Annotated in this window: 11 protein-coding genes and 1 pseudogene; all 12 read right to left on the minus strand. The window is 67.6% G+C overall.

What is annotated here, in order from left to right; translation table 11 throughout:
• Nucleotides 1-59: 59 nt before the first annotated feature.
• On the minus strand, nt 60-2,756 hold the full coding sequence (gene alaS / locus LVQ62_RS13630; protein WP_233762367.1) for an alanine--tRNA ligase: 2,697 nt from the start codon (nt 2,754-2,756) through the stop codon (nt 60-62).
• Nucleotides 2,757-2,883: 127 nt separating this feature from the next.
• Nucleotides 2,884-4,122 carry an ABC transporter ATP-binding protein gene (locus LVQ62_RS13635; RefSeq protein WP_233762368.1) on the minus strand — a complete coding sequence of 413 codons (1,239 nt, stop codon included), beginning with the start codon at nt 4,120-4,122 and terminating at the stop codon, nt 2,884-2,886.
• Complete coding sequence (locus LVQ62_RS13640) at nt 4,119-5,216, minus strand: ABC transporter ATP-binding protein (RefSeq protein ID WP_233762370.1); 1,098 nt, start codon at nt 5,214-5,216, stop codon at nt 4,119-4,121. The genes LVQ62_RS13635 and LVQ62_RS13640 overlap by 4 nt, the downstream gene beginning before the upstream one ends.
• A gap of 13 nt (nt 5,217-5,229) precedes the next feature.
• The gene (locus tag LVQ62_RS13645; protein WP_208051742.1) at nt 5,230-6,240 is read right to left on the minus strand and encodes an ABC transporter permease; all 1,011 of its coding nucleotides are present in this window, start codon (nt 6,238-6,240) and stop codon (nt 5,230-5,232) included.
• Nucleotides 6,241-6,338: 98 nt separating this feature from the next.
• On the minus strand, nt 6,339-8,039 hold the full coding sequence (locus LVQ62_RS13650) for an ABC transporter substrate-binding protein (protein WP_233762371.1): 1,701 nt from the start codon (nt 8,037-8,039) through the stop codon (nt 6,339-6,341).
• A 71-nt stretch (nt 8,040-8,110) separates the two neighbouring features.
• On the minus strand, nt 8,111-9,103 hold the full coding sequence (locus LVQ62_RS13655; RefSeq protein WP_233762373.1) for an ABC transporter permease: 993 nt from the start codon (nt 9,101-9,103) through the stop codon (nt 8,111-8,113).
• A 249-nt stretch (nt 9,104-9,352) separates the two neighbouring features.
• A complete protein-coding gene (locus LVQ62_RS13660) occupies nt 9,353-11,074 on the minus strand; it encodes an ABC transporter family substrate-binding protein (protein ID WP_233762375.1) in 1,722 nt (573 codons plus the stop codon).
• Nucleotides 11,071-13,178: pseudogene (locus LVQ62_RS13665) on the minus strand (dipeptide ABC transporter ATP-binding protein). Before LVQ62_RS13665 ends, LVQ62_RS13660 begins: the two are co-directional and overlap by 4 nt.
• Nucleotides 13,171-14,106 (minus strand): ABC transporter permease, encoded by a 936-nt coding sequence (locus LVQ62_RS13670; protein WP_208051737.1) that lies wholly within the window; start codon nt 14,104-14,106, stop codon nt 13,171-13,173. Before LVQ62_RS13670 ends, LVQ62_RS13665 begins: the two are co-directional and overlap by 8 nt.
• Nucleotides 14,106-15,086, minus strand: coding sequence for an ABC transporter permease (locus LVQ62_RS13675; protein ID WP_208051736.1), 981 nt, complete (start codon nt 15,084-15,086; stop codon nt 14,106-14,108). The genes LVQ62_RS13670 and LVQ62_RS13675 overlap by 1 nt, the downstream gene beginning before the upstream one ends.
• A 166-nt stretch (nt 15,087-15,252) precedes the next feature.
• Entirely contained in the window at nt 15,253-15,876 is a 624-nt protein-coding gene (locus LVQ62_RS13680; RefSeq protein ID WP_233762376.1) for a PH domain-containing protein, read from the minus strand.
• Nucleotides 15,877-16,060: 184 nt separating this feature from the next.
• Nucleotides 16,061-17,428 (minus strand): replication-associated recombination protein A, encoded by a 1,368-nt coding sequence (locus tag LVQ62_RS13685; protein ID WP_370639631.1) that lies wholly within the window; start codon nt 17,426-17,428, stop codon nt 16,061-16,063.
• Nucleotides 17,429-17,474 lie beyond the last annotated feature (46 nt).

Raw genomic sequence — 17,474 nt, forward strand, 5'->3', positions numbered from 1 at the left:
ACATGCACACCGGGGCACAGGTGTCCCGATGTGCATGTCCAAAACAGGAGTCGAGGTGGTCACCGGGCCGTGACCGTCTCGCCCACCGTGTGCTCGACCCGGGTCAGCGCGTCCCCGGTCTTGCCGGCATCGCTGCCACCGCCCTGGGCGAGGTCGGGCTTGCCGCCGCCACCGCCGCCGAGGACGCCGGCAGCGACCTTCACGAGATCGCCGGCGCGCACGCCCCACTCGCGGGCCTGCGCGTTGGTCGCCACGACCACGACGGGCCGATCCTTGCTGACACCGGTGACCGCCACGACCGCCGGCGTCGCGTCACCGAGCTGGTCGCGCAGCTGCAGCACCAGGGCGCGTACCTCGTCGGCGCTCGCCGCACCGGCATCGTGGCCGACGTACCGCACGCCGAAGACGTCCTTGGCGCCCGCGACCAGGTCGCCTGCGCCGGCCAGCACCTGCTGCTGGCGCAGTTTGGCGATCTCCCGCTCCGCGTCCTTGACCCGGGTGAGCAACTCGGAGATACGCGCGGGCAGCTCGGCCGGCTGCACCTTCACCAGTCCGGACAGCTCGGCCACCATCGCCCGCTCGCCGGCCAGGTAGTGCAGCGCATCCATGCCCACGAAGGCCTCGACACGGCGTACGCCGGAGCCGACCGATGACTCACCGGTCAGGGTCAGCGCGCCCACCTGGGATGAGTGCGCGACGTGGGTGCCACCGCACAACTCCCGCGACCAGGGGCCGCCGATCTGCACGACGCGCACCTGCTCGTCATAGGTCTCACCGAACAGCGCCAGGGCGCCCCACTCACGCGCCTCGGGCAGCGTCATGAACTGTGCGGACACCGGAAGGTCCTTGCGCACGGCCAGATTGGCGACCTCCTCGATCTCCGAGCGGGTCTCCGGCGACAGCGCGGAGCCCCACGCGAAGTCGAGCCGTAGGTAGCCCGGCTTGTTGTAGGAGCCGGACTGCAGCGCCGACGGGCCGAGCACCTGGCGCAGCGCGGCGTGGATCACGTGGGTGCCCGAGTGCGCCTGACAGGCCGCGACCCGCCAGTCGGGGTCGACCTTCGCCTGCACCTGTTCACCGACCCGCACGGGCCCGTCCTGCACCTGCACGGTGTGCACGACCAGTCCCTTGACCGGGCGCTGCACGTCGAGCACCTTCAGCACGCCCTGCTCGGTGACGATGTCGCCGGAGTCCGCGATCTGGCCACCGGACTCGGCGTAGAAGCTCGTGCGATCCAGCACGACCTGCCCAGTCGCGCCCGGCTCGAGCTCCTGCTGGCGCTCACCGTCGCGCACGAGCCCGACGACCGATGCCTCGACCGAAAGGTGCTCGTACGCCTGCCAGTCCGTGCGACCCAGCGACAGCAGCTCGGTCCAGACGCCGACGTCGGCGTGCCCGGACTTCTTGGCCTTGGCATCCGCCTTGGCGCGGTCGCGCTGCTCCTGCATGAGGAAGCGGAAGCCCGCCTCGTCGACCTGGACGCCCTGCTCGGCGGCCATCTCCAGAGTGAGGTCGATCGGGAAGCCGTAGGTGTCGTGCAGCTGGAACGCCGCGTCCCCCGACAGCTGCGGGGACGGCTGCTTCTTGGCCTTCGTCACGGCGGTGTCCAGGATCGTGGTCCCGGCGTCGAGGGTGCGCCGGAAGGCGTCCTCCTCGGCGTACGCGATCTGGCTGATCCGCGCGAAGTCGGTCTCCAGCTCCGGGTAGCTCGCCTTCATCCGGTCCTTGCTGACCGGCAGCAGCTGGGGCAGCGCGTGGTCGCGGTAGCCGAGCAGTCGCATCGCGCGCACCGCGCGGCGCAGCATCCGTCGCAGCACATAGCCGCGCCCCTCGTTGCCGGGGGTCACCCCGTCGCCGATCAGCATCAGCGACGAGCGGATGTGGTCCGCGACCACGCGCAGGTGCACGTCGTCGGGGTGCGAGCTGGTCGCGGCATGACCGGACTTCGCGCCGTACGTGCGGCCGGTCATCTCCGCGGCCTTGGCCAGGACCGGATAGACCTCGTCGATCTCGTAGAGGTTGTCCTTGCCCTGGAGCACGGAGGCCATCCGCTCCAGGCCCATCCCGGTGTCGATGTTGCGCCGCGGCAGCGGTCCCCGTATGTCGAAGTCGGACTTGGTGCGGAACGCCGACAGCTCGTCCTGCATGAAGACCAGGTTCCAGATCTCCATGAAGCGGTCCTCGTCGACCGCCGGGCCGCCGTCGGCGCCGTACCGGGCACCGCGGTCGTAGAAGATCTCCGAGCTGGGACCGCCCGGGCCGGGCACGCCCATGCTCCAGTAGTTGTCCTCCTCGTCGCGGCGCACGATGCGCGCCTCGGGGACGCCGATCCGGTCCCGCCACAGCGCGTACGCCTCGTCGTCATCACGGAAGACGGTCGGCCACAGCAGCTCCGGGTCCAGGCCGTAGCCGCCGTCCGCCTGGCTGGTGGTCAGCAGCCCCCAGGCGAAGTCGATCGCGCCCTCTTTGAAGTAGTCGCCGAAGGAGAAGTTGCCGTTCATCTGGAAGAACGTGCCGTGCCGGGAGGTCTTGCCGACCTCCTCGATATCACCGGTGCGAACGCACTTCTGCACGCTGGTGGCGCGGTCCCAGGTGGGCTGCTGCTCGCCGAGGAAGTACGGCTTGAACGGCACCATGCCCGCGTTGACGAACAGCAGGTTCGGGTCGTCGTAGATCAGCGAGGCGCTGGGTACGACGGTGTGCCCGCGCGCCTCGAAATAGGCGAGCCAACGGCGACGGATCTCGGCGGTTTCCATGACGCTTCCTGGTCGGTGGGCGGCGACGACGAGCAGGGCCACCCGTGAAGTACGGCGCGCCCGACCCTACAACCGACGACGCCGCCTGCCCGCACGGGTTTGTGCGGGCAGGCGGCGATCGAACGGGTCAGACGCGGGTCGGTCCCTCGGAGCCGGAGTCGCCGCTGCTCGGTGCCACGAAGCTGGCGTCGCCATCATTGGCGGCGGTGTCGGCCGTGTCGGCCGTGTCGGCCGTGTCGGCCGTGTCGGCCGTGTCGGCCACGTTGCTGCGGCCGCCGCGCGCGCGCCGACCCATCGACGGCGCGGTGCTGTCGGTGGGGCGGTCGGTGGTGATCGAGGGGAAGAAGCACGCGAGCTGGTGATCGCGCCCGTCGTCGGCCTGCTCCAGCACCGGTTCCTCGGTGGCGCACACGTCCTGCGCCTTCCAGCACCGGGTGCGGAAGACACACCCCGACGGCGGATGCTGCGGGCTGGGGAGGTCTCCGGTGAGCAGGATCCGCTCGCGGTCCCGCGACTGCGCGGGGTCCGGCACCGGCACGGCGGACAGCAGCGCCTGGGTGTACGGATGCTGCGGGGCCTCGTAGAGGGTGTCGCGGTCGGCGACCTCCATGACCTTGCCCAGATACATCACGACGACCCGGTCGGAGATGTGGCGCACGACCGAGAGGTCGTGGGCCACGAAGATGTAGGACAGCTGCAGCTCGTCCTGGATCTCCTCCAGCAGGTTGACGACCTGCGCCTGGATCGACACGTCCAACGCCGACACCGGCTCGTCGCACACGATCAGCTGCGGGCGCAGCGCGATCGCACGCGCGACGCCGATGCGCTGGCGCTGACCGCCGGAGAACTCGTGCGGGTAGCGGTTGTAGTGCTCGGGGTTGAGGCCCACCCGGGACATCAGCTCCTGAACGGCCTTCTTCACGCCCCCTTCGGGCTTGACCGCCTGGATCTCGAACGGCGACGCGATGATGCTGCCGATCGTGTGCCGCGGGTTCAGCGACCCGTACGGGTCCTGGAAGACCATCTGCATCTCGCGACGCAGCTTGCGCAGCCGGGTGCCCTTGGCGTCGGTGATGTCCTCGCCTTCGAAGCTGATGGTGCCGCCGGTGGGCTCCAACAGCTTCAGCATGGTGCGGCCGGCCGTGGACTTGCCGCACCCGGACTCCCCCACCAGGCCTACGGTCTCGCCGCGCCGGACGGTGATGTCCAGACCGTCGACCGCCTTGACCGGGGCATCGGGACGCCGGATCAGCCCGGCCTTCTTCTGCGGGAAGTACTTCTGCAGGCCCTTGACGACCAGCAGCTCCTCACGGTCGCTGACCGCGGTGCCACCGGCCCGGTGCGCACCCTGTGTCTGCTCGCTCATGCACTCTCCTGCGGTTGTTCGGTCGCGTGGGTGCTCGCGTCGTGGGAGGCGGCGATCTCGGCCCGGTCCTGATCGGTCAGGAAGCAACGCGCCTGCTGGGTCCCGATCTGGAACAGCTCCGGCTCCACCGTGCGGCACTTGTCACCGGGCACCCGGTCCCGGTGCGCACACCGCGGGTTGAACGCGCACCCGGTCGGCAGGTTGATCAGCGAGGGCGGGTTGCCCGGGATCGGATCCAGCTTCTCCGCGCGTGCCTGGTCCAGTCGCGGCATCGAGGCGAGCAGTCCCCAGGTGTAGGGGTGCTTGGGCCGCGCGAACGTGTCGAGCACGGTGCCCTTCTCGACCGGGCGCCCGGCGTACATCACCAGGATGTCGTCGGCGATGTCGGCGACGACGCCCAGGTCGTGGGTGATGATGATGATGGCCGACCGGAACTCGTCCTGCAGGCTCACCATCAGGTCGAGGATCTGTGCCTGCACCGTCACGTCGAGTGCGGTGGTCGGCTCATCCGCGATCAGCAGCTTGGGATCGTTGATCAGGGCCATGGCGACCATGGCGCGCTGGCGCATACCGCCGGAGAACTCGTGCGGATACTGATCGATGCGCCGCGCAGGGCTCGGGATCCCCACCTTGCCCAACATCTCCAGAGTGCGCTCGCGCGCCTCCTTCTTGCTGGCATCCGGGTGGTGCACCCGGTAGCCCTCGGCGATCTGGGCGCCCACGGTGTAGTACGGGTGCAGAGCCGACAGCGGATCCTGGAAGATCATCGCGATGTCCTGCCCGCGCAGTTCGCGGTACTCCTCGTCGCTGACCTCCATCAGGTCACGACCGTCGAAGACGACCGACCCGGAGACACGCGCGGAGGTCCCGCGCTGCAGGCCCATGATCGCGCTGCTGCTCACGGACTTCCCGGAGCCGGACTCGCCGACGATACCGAGCGTCTGCCCGGCCGCGAGGTCGAAGCTGACGCCGTCGACGGCCTTCACCACGCCGTCGTCGGTGTTGAAGTGCACCTTCAGGTCTTTGACGCTCAACAACGGGCCGCCGGCGGCGCCGTCGTGCCGGGGCTTGTCTACAGTCACTGGGTTGCTCATGCGTTCGCCTTCCTCAGACCAGTTTCACACGGGGGTCGATGAATCCGTACAGCACATCGACCACCAGGTTGGCGATGATGACGAACGTCGCGAGGATCAGCACGACGCCGACGGTGGTGGGCAGGTCGAACGTGACCGCCGACTGCGCCGCGATCTGCCCCAGACCGGGGTAACCGAACACGTTCTCGGTGATGATCGCGCCACCGAGGACCGCGCCGAAGTCCAGACCTGCCTGGGTGACGATCGGGGTGAGCGCGGCCCGCAGCGTGTGTTTGAAGAGGATGCGACGCGGAGCGACCCCCTTGGCCTTGGCGGTCCGCAGGAAGTCCTGCCCCAGGGTCTCGAGGATGAATGCCCGTGTGAGTCGCACATAGGCACCCGCGTAGAACAGCGCGAGGGTGAGACCGGGTAAGAGCAGTCCCACGAACCAACTCGCCGGATTGTTGGTGATCCCCACGTACTCCGGCGTCGGGAAGACCTGCCACTTGATGACCAGGAACTGGTAGAGGACCAGCGCCGTCACGACGGTCGGCATGGCGTACGCCATCAACGCCACACCGACAAGTGTCTTGTCGAGCAGTCCACCGCGGCGCACCGCCGCGACCAGCCCGAAGCCGACGCCCAGGATCATCCACATCACGAACGCCGCCAGCGCCAGAGACGCCGACACCCCGATCCGCGGCTTCAGCGTCTGGGTCACCGTCTGAGCCAGCTGCGGTGAGTAGCCGAGGCACGGCGCGCTGCAGTGCACGATCGTGTTCGGGTCCTTGATCATCGACTTGTCGACCGGGTAGTCACGGCCGACGGCGATGCCCTGGACGAAGCGGCCCCACTGTTCGATGACCGGCTCGTTGTATCCGAGCACCTTGGAGTTCTGCTCCACGATGGCCGGCGTACACGTCTTGCCGCACGTGTACTGCGCTGGGTTCGTACCCGAGGAGAAGAAGAGCAGGAACGTCACGAAGCTGACGACGATGAGCATGACGACGCCGCCGATCAGGCGGCGGACGATATAGGTGAACATGTGGCTCCTGGATACGACGAAGGCCTCGAACCGTGTCAATGGCAACCAGTGGCCGGCCGGGCACGAGATGTGCCCGGCCGGCCACCGTCAGTTCAGATCTACTGCTTGACGCCGATGACTCCGAGGTCGGGGTAGGAGGCCGTGACGGGACCGGCCTGGAAGTTGGTGACCTTCGAGCCGTACACCAGCACGAACTTGCGCTGTGCCAGCGGGATGTAGGCCAGGTCCTTGGCCAACTGGGTGTCCGCCTGGTTGTAGACGGACGCCGCAGCCGACTGGCTGGTCTGCTGAGCGGCCTTGTCGAACAGGCCGTTCACCGTGTTGCTGCTGTAGCTGCCGTAGTCCGAGCTCTTGCTCGAGGACGACAGGTTGATGCGCGCATCGAACAGCGGCGGGAGGATCGTGGACGCTGCCGCCCAGTCCTGGCTCCAGCTGGCCCAGTAGACGTCCGAGTTGTCACTGGGCGTCCGGATGGTCGGGTAGTAGTGCGCCGACACCGCGTTCAACGTGACCTTGAAACCTGCCTGGTCCCAGGTGGCCGCGAGGGCCTGTGCCTGCGACGTGGCGTTCGCGGTGTTGTTGGAGTAGGTGTACTTGATCGGGTAGGGCATCGGGACGCCGGCCGACTGCAGGATCTTCTTGGCGGCGGCCGCGTTACCGGTGATCTCCGACTTGAAGGTGCTGTTCAGCTGGTAACCGGTGACGGTCGGGTTCAGCAGCGAGTACGCCGCCGTTCCGTACGCCGACCCGCCGAGCGCCTTGATGTACGCGTTCTGGTCGGTGGCCATGGCCAACGCCTGACGCACCTTAGGGTTGGTCATCCGCTTCATGTTCGGCTGCAGGTAGTCGATGTACGTCGTGCCCACGTTGTCGACGCGGTCCTTGACGTTGGCACCGGTGGTCTGCGAGAAGCTGGCCGACGGCACGTTGATGTACGTGACGGAAGCCTGGTCAGCAGGGTTGTCCTGGATCAGGCTGCTGATCGTGGTGACCTGGTTGGTGTTGTCCTTGAAGATGATCTTGTCCGGCAGCGCCTTGCGGACGCCGTCGGTCGAGGCCGAGTACTCCGGGTTGCGCACGAACGTGCCGCCGGTACCGGTGACCCACGAGCCCTGCAGCTTGTACGGGCCGTCGGAGAAGACGGTGTAGTTGCTCTTGGTGCCCTTGTCCTGCGACTTCTTGTACGGGTCGAACTCACGCAGCGACGCGATCGCCAGCGGGAAGTCCGGCCACGCCAGCTTGAAGTTGTAGGTGATGGTGTTGCCCGAGCAGGTCACCTGCTTGTCGAAGTCGGACTGACCGGCCGTGCCGGGACCCGCGTACTTGGACAGACCCAGGTAGGTCTTGGCGTACGTCGGGCCACCCGCGGCAGCAGGCGCGAAGCTGCGCTCGGCGCCGTACTTGACGTCCTCACAGGTCACGGCACTGCCGTCCTGCCACTTCACGCCCGACTTGAGGGTGAACTTCCAGGTCTTGGCCCCGTTGGAACTCGTGCCCGTGTTGGTCGCGAGGTCCGGGACCGGCTTCGCGGCGGCCGCGACCGTGTTCGTGGTGGACAACTGCACCAGGCTCCGGGAGAACAGGCGCGACTCGTTGGTCAGGTCGACACCGATGTAGCTGTTCTGCGGATCCCACGAGGTGACCGGGCTGCCCGCGTACTGGTAGGTCAGCGTGCCGCCCTTCTTGGTGCTGGTGCCGCCGTTCTTGGTGCTGCCGCCACCGCCGCAGGCGGAGAGGGCGAGAGCAGCGCCCACCACGCTGACACCGACCAGCGTGAGTGATTTGTTCGCTCGGAGCATGAATGTTCCTTCAGATTGAGATGCGGAATTGGAATTGCAGGTGATGCATTCAGTTAGGTTCAGTCGCCGCGTCAGCGGTCGGATCGAGGGTCGAACGCGTCGCGCAGACCATCGCCCAGCAGGTTGAACGCCAGCACCAGGATCACGATCACGACGGCCGGCTCGAGGAAGAAGGTCGAGTCGGTCTGGATGTAGCCGATCGCGGCGTTGAGGATGTTGCCGAGCGTGGGGGTGGGCGGCTGGATGCTCACTCCCAGGTAGGCCAGTGCGGCCTCGGCGGAGATGTACTGAGGGATGTAGAGCGAGCCGTAGACAAGGAACGGCGCCCACAGGTTGGGCAGCAGCTCCTTGATGTAGATCCGGCGTCGCGTCGCGCCCAGGCTCGTGGCGGCCTCGATGAACTCCCGCTGGCGCAGCGAGAGCACCTGTCCGCGGACCACGCGGGCGAACAGCGGCCACCCGAAGAGTCCGAGGACCAGGATGGCGAAGGTGGCGTGCGCGGTGGCGCCCGCGGGGACGCCGAACCGGTTGCTCAGCAGGTCCACGAACGTCGGTGCGAGCGCCAACAGCATCAGCGTCTGCGGGAAGCACAGCACCAGGTCGATCAGGCGGCCCAGCCAGTAGTCGGTCTTGCCGCCGATGTAGCCGGAGATGATGCCGACGATGGTGCCGAGCAGGAGCGTGATGACGGTGGCGCCCACGGCGATGACCAGGGAGTAGGTCGTACCGAGCAGCAGCCGGTCGAGCAGATCCGAACCGTTCTGCGGAGTGACACCCAAGGGGTGGGACCACGAGGCGCCGCTGAACGCACCCTGGGTCTGTCCGCTGTCGGTCAGCAGATTCGGATGCGTGTCGTTCGCGTTGTCGATCGCTCCCAGCTTGACGAGGATCGGTGCTGCGATCGCGATGAGGATCCCCAGCGCCGCGACGACGCCGGCACCGAGCGTGACCTTGTCGCGCCGAAGGTGCATCCAGGCCAATTGCCGGGGTGACTTGCCCTCGATCTCCTTGGCACTGTCGCCTTCACCCGGTGCGGATGCTGCGTCGGGACTTTCGATGATCACCGACAACGCAATCTGCCTCCAGACGAGAGATTTTACGGTTTGGCCGCCTCGGCGCACGCGTATTGCAGTGCGCTTCCCGGGGCTGCAGGGAAAGGCTGCCACGGGAACGGTGCCGGATCGAGGACCCCGGGCGACGTGCAACCAAATCGTGACCTGGTCGAGCTCGTCCTGGCGACCGCGATACGCGACGGGGCCGGGATCCGACTGCGGACCCCGGCCCCGTCACGACGCCGCAGCGCCGTCAGTGCATCAGCTGGAGTAGCCGACCTGGGTCCAGTCGATCGTCTCGAACTGGGTGGGCCCGTAGTTCACGACACCCTTCTTGACGCCCCAGATGAGCGGGGTGGTCGCGAGGGGGATGATCGCGACGTAGGACGTCAGGTCCTTGTCGATCGCGTCGATGTCCGCCAGGCGCGACGTCGGGTTCAGGTCGCTGAGCGCCTTGGCCCACAGCTTCCCCTGGTTCGGACCGGTGATCTTGGAGTAGTTCGAACCACCGTTGGCCGGGTAGTAGATCGGCTCGCTGGAGGACACCGGGAGCAGACCGCCCTGCCAGGTGAAGCTGCTGGCCTGGTAGTTGCCCGTCTGGATGTAGTCGCTGAAGTACTTCGCCGTCGGAACGGTGTTCAGCGTGACCTTGATGCCGATCTTCTGCAGGAAGGTCTGAATCAGCTGGGCGCGCTGGGCGTTGGTCGGCGTGCCCGACGGCACCAGGATCGCGAACGAGAGGGTCTGCCCGTTCTTGGCGAAGTAGCCGTCACTGCCCTTGGTGTAGCCCGACTGCTTCAGCAGCGCCTCGGCCTTGGAGGTCGAGTACGGGTAGGCGGCGCCGAAGTTGTCCTCATACCCCTTCTGACCGGGCATGAGGATGCCGTTGCCCTGCGTCTGCGGCGGGACGGTGAGGCCCTTCTGCACGACCTTGGCGAACGTCGTCCGGTCGATGCCGAAGGCGACCGCCTTGCGGACGTTCACGTCGTTGAACGGCGGCTTACTGTCGTTGGTGGTCAGCTGGGTCCAGCTGAGGCCGCCGGACTTCTCCAGGGTGGAGTCACTACGACCGGACGCCTGCTTGATGACGTCGGCGTTCGCCTGGGTGTCGACGACGTCCAGCTCCTTGTTGACGAACGACTGGCCGATCGAGCTCTGGTCGATGACACGCCAGACGATCTTGTCCAGCTTGGGCTTGCGACCCCACCACCTCGGGTTCGGGGTCTCGGTGATGACCTGGGCGCTCGCGTCGATCTTGCTGATGACGAAGGGGCCGTTGGTCGGGTACTGCTTGCTCGCGTACGTCGTGTTGAAGTGCGTAGGCGTGTCGCTGGCGACCGACGGCAGCACCGGGTAGATGTAGCCGACCCAGTCGGAGTACGCGGTCTTGAAGGTGACGGTGTAGTCGTAGTTCGTGGCGCCCTTGGTGACCGAGGCGATCTGGTCCCAACCCGAGGTCGTGGCGGCCTCGAACTTGGCGTTGGTCCCGTTGAGGGCCTTCCAGTTGTTCACCTCGTCCATGTAGGTGATCGGCTTGCCGTCGGACCACACGCCCTTGGGGTTCATCTTCACCTCGATCTTGGTCGGGCTGCTCGCCACGACCTTCGCGGAGGTGAGGTAGTCGGGGTTGATCTTGTAGGTGCCGTCGGCATTGAAGTTGAAGCCACCGCCGGCCGGGGTGATCGGGTTCTGGATCGTCTGGGTGTCACCCAGCAGACCGTTGGCCTGGTAGTTGTTGTAGTTCGTGGGCAGCTGCGACACCTCACCGGTGAGCGTGCCGCCCTGCTTGACCGAGGAGTACGCCGCCTTCGTGTACGCCGACGACGGCAGGCCCGCGCCCGCGGTGCTCCCACCGCCGCTGCTCTTGGAGCTACCGGTGGCCGACGACGACTTGCCGCCGCCGCCGCTGCTGCCACCACACGCCGACAGGGAGAGGGCGAGCCCCACCCCCATAGCCGTCGCGACCGTCAACTTCGCCCTCATGATTTCTCCTTCTCGGTGATATCGACCCCGGTGACCCGCAGCGGATTCTCTTCCGCGAAGTGGCAGGCGACCGAAGAATGGTGGACCGAGCGCAGGCTCGGGTCCGTCTGGATGCAGCGCTCTTGACGCGATGCATCCAAAATCTTGAACAGCGGGCAGCGCCCGTGGAAGTTGCAGCCCGTGATCTCCTGCGTCGGGCTGGGTAGGTCGCCCTCCAGCAGTACCCGCTGACGGGTGCGCTCGATGCGCGGGTCGGGGATGGGCACGGCCGACAGCAGCGCCTGGGTGTAGGGGTGCTGCGGGTGGCTGAAGACGTTGTCCGCCCGCCCCAGCTCCACGATCCGCCCCAGATACATCACGGCCACCACGTCGGCGATCTGGCGCACGACCGCCAGGTCGTGCGCCACGAACAGGTAGGACAGTCCGCGGCTGTCCTTCAAGTCCTGCAGCAGGTTGATGACACCCGCCTGGATCGACACGTCCAGCGCGGAGACCGGCTCGTCCAGGATGAGCAGCTTGGGGTCCGTGGCGAGGGCGCGCGCGATGCCGATCCGTTGACGCTGGCCCCCGAGAACTGATGGGGATACCGACCCGACATCGCCGGGTCCAGGCCGACGGTCTCGAGCAACTCCTGCACCTTGGCGGACCGCTCCGATCTGGACGCGCCGCGCACGGTCAACGGCTCGGAGACGATGTCCTCGATGCTGAGTCGGGGGTCGATCGCCGCCATCGGATCCTGGAAGACCACCTGCACGTCGCCGCGCAGCTTCAGCCGGTTGGAGGAACTCAGACTCGCCACGTCGACGCCGTTCAGCTCGATGGAGCCGCTCTGCGGACGGGCCAGCTCGAGGATCTCCAGGATCGTCGTCGACTTGCCGCAGCCGGACTCGCCGACGAGCCCGAGGACCTGCTTCTCCTCGATGTCGAAGGTGATCCCGTCGACGGCCTTGACCGAGCCGATGGTCTTGCGGAACACGACTCCCTTGGTGAGCGGGAAGTGCCGCTTCAGGTCGGTGACCTGCAGGATCTTGGTGCCCTTGACCTGTGCCTGCTCCTCCGGCGGAACCGGCTCGGGACGTGGGAACACGTCGGCGATGCCGAGCGTCCCTCGCTCGAACTCCTCAGCCCGGATGCAGGCGACCTCGCGACCGCCCGGAGCGGCGCCCCCGATCTGCACCAGCGGCGGCTCGGCCGTGCTGCAGGCGTCGATGGAGGCCGGGCAGCGGGGCTCGAAGGGGCAACCGGGCGGCAGGGCGGCGAGCGACGGCGGCCGTCCCTCCATCGGCACCAGCCGGGAGCGGCCGGCGGTCTGCATGTTCGGCACGGACCGCAGCAGACCCATGGTGTACGGCATCCGGGGCGCGGTGAGCACCTGTTCGACCGTGCCTGTCTCGACGAGCCGGCCGGCGTACATCACGGCGACCCGGTCGACGTTCCCGGCCACCACGCCCAGGTCGTGCGTGATCAGCACGACGGCGGCCCCGGTGACCTCCTTGGCCTTCTGCAGCACCTCGAGGATCTGCGCCTGGATCGTGACGTCCAATGCGGTGGTCGGCTCGTCGGCGATGATCAGGTCGGGGTCGTTCGCGATGGCCATCGCGATCATCACGCGTTGGCGCATACCGCCGGAGAACTCGTGCGGGAAGGCCTTGGCACGCCGCTCCGGTGCCGGGATGCCCACCGTGGTGAGCAACTCGATGACGCGCGCGTCGGCGGCCTTGTCCGACAGGCCGGAGTCGTGCAGCTTCAGCGCCTCGGTGATCTGGTTGCCGACTGTGTAGACGGGGGTCAGCGCCGACAGCGGGTCTTGGAAGACCATCGAGATCTCTTTGCCCCGCAGCCTCGACAGCGCCTTGTCGTCGCGCTCCAGGAGCGACTCACCGCGGTAACGGATGTCGCCGGTGACCCGGGCGGTGCTGGGCAGCAGGCCCATCACAGCCATCGAGGAGACCGACTTGCCCGAACCGGACTCCCCCACGATGCCGAGGAACTCGCCCCGGTTGACGTGGTAGGAGATGCCGCGGACGGCGTTGACCACGGGTGCTCCGCGCTGTTGGAACTCGACCGACAGGTTGTCGACCTCGAGCAGGGGCGCATCAGTCACGGGTGACTCCGGAGGTCGGGTCCACGGCGTCGCGCAACGCGTCGCCGACGAGGCCGACGGCGAAGAGGAGCAGGACCAGGGCGATGGTCGGGAACAGGAACAGCCAGGCCTGCGTCGTGGCACCTGGGGTCCCGTCGGCGATGAGCGTGCCGAGCGAGATCTGCGGTGCCTGGATGCCGTAGCCGAAGTAGGACAGCGCCGTCTCGGAGCTGATGGCGTAGACGACGCCGAGCGTGGCGTCGATGATCAGCAGCGACGCCACGTTCGGGATGATGTGGCGGAAGATGATCTTGCCGGTCTTGACCCCCATGAACCGCGCCGCCTTGACGAAGTCGCGATCGGTCAGCGACCGGGTCGAGGACCGCACCACCTGCGCCATGATCATCCAGCCGAAGGCCGGGATGAAGAAGACCAGGGCGACCCACGAGAGCTTCTTCAGCGCCGGGCTGATCAGCAGCAGGATGAAGAACGACGGAAGCACCAGCATCAGGTCGATGAACCACGAGACGACCTTGTCGAAGACGCCACCGATATACCCGGCGAACGCCCCCACGATCGCGGCGATGATCGTGCCGAGCGGACCGCCCACCAGACCGATGACCAGCGAGATGCGCAGCCCGAGGGCCGTCTCGACGTACAGGTCGTGGCCGATGCCGTCGGTGCCGAACCAGTGGGTGCCGCTAGGCCCGACCCCGGTATTGAGGAGGTCGGTATCGCCTGCCCCGAACTTGCTGAACGCCGGGCCGAAGATGGCCCACAGGATGAGCAGCAGGACGATGATCGCGCCGATCCAGAAGCGTGCCGTCGAGCGCAGGCGCAGCCAGATGAGCTTCCCGCGGCTCGCGCTGCCGGCATTCTTGGACGAACTGGCGAGCGGCGTGGCCGAGGGCTCGGGCTCCTCCAGGATCTCCAGGTTGGTGAGGGTCATCAGATTCTCACTCTCGGGTCGAGCGCGGCATACAGGATCTGCGACAGCGTGGAGCTGATCAGGATCAGGACGGCCACGTACAGGATCGAGCCGGTCGTGGCGTTGATGTCGTTCTGGTTGACCGAGTTCAGGGCCAGCTCGCCCATGCCGTGCCAGGTGAAGATCTTCTCCAAGAAGATCGAGCCGGCGACCAGCAGACCGAAGCTGTAGGCGAAGAACGTGGACATGGGGATCAGCGCGACCCGCACGCCGTGCCGGATCATCGCCGCGTTCCTCGGACGTCCCTTGGAGCGGGCCGTCCGGATGTAGTCGGCGCTCAGCACGTCGAGCATCGCGTTGCGCTGATAGCGGGAGTACGACGCGGCGCTGGTGAGCATCAGCGCGATCGTCGGCAACAGAAGGTGGCTCAGGCGATCCAGCAGGATCGACCAGAAACCCGATGTGCCGGGCGTGTACTGACCGGTGAAGACGATGGCGTTGGTGCCGGTCAGGCTGTTGAACTCCGTTGCCACGATCATCAGGAGCACACCGAGGACGTACACGGGTATCGACAGGATCAGGTACGACAAGTAGGTGACCGTCTGATCACTGGCCTTGTACTGCCGCACCGCACCCCATACACCGAGTGCTACACCGAGCACCGCTCCGAGGATCGACCCGATCAGCAGCAGCTGCAGGCTGACACCCGACCGCACGATCATGTCGTGCAGCACGCTCGTTCCGTCGTACTCCTGGCCGAGGTTGCCGTGGAACACCAGCTGCGTGAACCAGTGCCAGGTGCGTTCCAGAACCGGCGTGTTGGGGTTGGTGCCGTAGCGGTCCAGGGTGCGGGCGATGGTCTCGTTGCTCGGGCGGGGGTTCTTGCCCAGGTACCGCGCCGCAGGGTTCTCGAAGGTGCTCGCCAGGATGTAGCTGAAGGTGGTCGCCACCAGCGTGAGGATCACGTAGTTGATGAACCGACGCAGCAGGAACAAGCTCATGGGCGGGCCCCCGGGAGATCACCGACGGGGCAGAACGGGGGCACAGCTGGATGCACGGGGGGAGCGCTCCTTCTGACGAGACGACGTTCCACAGGGCGACTATGTACGAGGCGGAGGTCCGATGTGGGTCTCCGGGTGCGGTGAGTCCGCGTGTCGCGCATGACCGTCACAGCGCCCACGAGCCCGCCGTCACGACGATCGCCGTCAGCACCGCGGCGACGACGGCGACGTTCCAGGTGGAGCGGACGCCAGCGGGCGCGCCGGGCGCCGCGGCATCCATCCGCTCCTCGATGAGTCGCCCAGCCGCACCGCTGCCGGCTTTGAGCGCGTGGGTGTGGCCCTGCGCGGAGATACCCATACCGCGCAGGTGATTGCGGGCCTGCGGGTCGCTTATGCGCGGCGCCCGGGAGGTGTTGCCGGGCGCGTTCCACGACCGGTAGACCAGTTCGCGATCCCCCTGCTGCACGACGACCTCGACCAGACCCCGGGTCCGCACGTGGGCGATCGCGGCGAAGGGGATGACGTGCGTGCGCCAGACGTTGGAGACCACGACGCCGGTCTCGCCCACCCGCAGGTGGGGGCGCAGCAGGATCGCCCATGCGAGCAGCGCCGCCGTCGCGCAGGACAGGACCACCCGCACGGCGGTCGGTGCCGGCTCCTGCAGGATCGCCAGCACCGAGCACAGCGCACAGAACGCCCAGACGACGATGGTGTAGCCCCAGGCAGAGGTGCTGCGGAACGTCTGTCCGCGGGAGACCGAACCGACCACGGGATCCGCCACTGCGCTCATCTGGAATGACGGGTCAGGACGTTGACGGACCGCGAACACGAAGCCAGATCCTCCTGAGCAGTCACGACAGGGATGCGTCGAGCAGAACACGAGGCCGCCTGCGGGGTGGTGGGCCGCCTTGGGATGAAACATGCCACACGGCGAGCCGATCACTTCCGGCCGAGACGTGACGGTGACCAAACCGTTACTGTGCCGAGTCCTCGCCTCGGATCACCGCGCGCAGCGCCTCCCAGCGAGCCCCCAGACTCGCTTCCCAGCCACGCCCCGTCGGGTGGTAGTAGTCGGCCTTCCTCAACAGATCGTTGGGCAGGAACTGCTGCGGTCCCACGCCGTTCGGCTCGTCGTGGCTGTAGCGGTACCCCGCGCCGTGACCCAGGTCGGCAGCGCCGGCGTACCCGCTGCCCCGCAGGTGCGCGGGCACCGCTCCCCCGAACCCGCCGCGTACGTCGGCGATGGCGGCGTTGATGCCGTTGTACGACGCGTTCGACTTCGGCGCAATCGCGTTGTGGACCACGGCCTGCGCCAGGATGATCCGCGCTTCGGGCATGCCGATCTGCGCGACGGCGTGCAGCGCTGCCACCGCGGTCTGCAGCGCGGTGGGGTCCGCCATCCCGACGTCCTCGCTCGCGGCGATCACGATGCGCCGGGCGATGAAGCGCGGGTCCTCCCCCGCCTCGAGCATCCGCGCCAGGTAGTGCAGCGCGGCGTCGACGTCGCTGCCGCGCATGGACTTGATGAGGGCGCTCGCCACGTCGTAGTGCTGATCGCCGGCGCGGTCGTAGCGCACGGCCGCCTGGTCCATGGCCTGCTCGACGTCGGCCAACTCGATCCGTGTCGAGGCCCGGTCCTGCGCGACGCCGGCGGCCGCCTCGAGCGCGGTCAGCGACCGGCGCGCGTCTCCGCCGGCCATCCGGACCAGATGCGCGCGGGCGTCGTCCTCGAGGGTGAACGCGCCCGAGAAGCCGCGCTCGTCCTGGACGGCGTCGCGCAGGAGCGAGGCGATGTCGTCGTCCGACAGCGACGTCAGGCGCACCAGCACCGACCGGGACAGCAGCGACGCGATGACGCTGAACGACGGGTTCTCCGTCGTGGCGGCCACGAGGACGATGAGCCGGTTCTCGACACCGGGCAGCAACGCATCCTGTTGCGCCTTGCTGAAACGGTGGATCTCATCGAGGAAGAGCACGGTCTGGCGGCCGTAGAGGTCACGCTCGCGCGCGGCCTGGTCCATGACCGCGCGCACGTCCTTCACGCCCGCGTTGATCGCCGAGAGCTGCACGAAGGTGCGCTCGGCGGCATCGGCCACCAGGTGCGCCAGCGTGGTCTTTCCGGTGCCGGGCGGTCCCCACAGGATCGCCGACACCGCTCCCGCTGCCCCGCTGGCACCCTCGACCAGCCGTCGCAAGGGGCTTCCCGGACGCAGCACGTCCGTCTGCCCTCGGACCTCGTCAAGCGACCGGGGGCGCATCCGCACCGCGAGTGGCGGCAGCCCCGCCACATCGGAGGGGTCCGTGCCCCGCGGGCGTCCCGGGTCGGAGAACAGGTCTGCCACGCCGTCACCGTATCCGCCGGCCATGACATCCCGGACCCGCGTCCGA

This window comes from Allobranchiibius sp. GilTou73 (assembly GCF_021391335.1).
Taxonomy (GTDB): domain Bacteria; phylum Actinomycetota; class Actinomycetes; order Actinomycetales; family Dermatophilaceae; genus Allobranchiibius; species Allobranchiibius huperziae.

What these genes read in the sequence shown, in the direction of transcription:
- alaS (WP_233762367.1), bottom strand. Translation starts at nt 2,756, where the DNA reads ATGGAAACCGCCGAGATCCGTCGCCGTTGGCTCGCCTATTTCGAGGCG.
- LVQ62_RS13635 (WP_233762368.1), bottom strand. Translation starts at nt 4,122, where the DNA reads ATGAGCGAGCAGACACAGGGTGCGCACCGGGCCGGTGGCACCGCGGTC.
- LVQ62_RS13640 (WP_233762370.1), bottom strand. Translation starts at nt 5,216, where the DNA reads ATGAGCAACCCAGTGACTGTAGACAAGCCCCGGCACGACGGCGCCGCC.
- LVQ62_RS13645 (WP_208051742.1), bottom strand. Translation starts at nt 6,240, where the DNA reads ATGTTCACCTATATCGTCCGCCGCCTGATCGGCGGCGTCGTCATGCTC.
- LVQ62_RS13650 (WP_233762371.1), bottom strand. Translation starts at nt 8,039, where the DNA reads ATGCTCCGAGCGAACAAATCACTCACGCTGGTCGGTGTCAGCGTGGTG.
- LVQ62_RS13660 (WP_233762375.1), bottom strand. Translation starts at nt 11,074, where the DNA reads ATGAGGGCGAAGTTGACGGTCGCGACGGCTATGGGGGTGGGGCTCGCC.
- LVQ62_RS13670 (WP_208051737.1), bottom strand. Translation starts at nt 14,106, where the DNA reads ATGACCCTCACCAACCTGGAGATCCTGGAGGAGCCCGAGCCCTCGGCC.
- LVQ62_RS13675 (WP_208051736.1), bottom strand. Translation starts at nt 15,086, where the DNA reads ATGAGCTTGTTCCTGCTGCGTCGGTTCATCAACTACGTGATCCTCACG.
- LVQ62_RS13680 (WP_233762376.1), bottom strand. Translation starts at nt 15,876, where the DNA reads ATGAGCGCAGTGGCGGATCCCGTGGTCGGTTCGGTCTCCCGCGGACAG.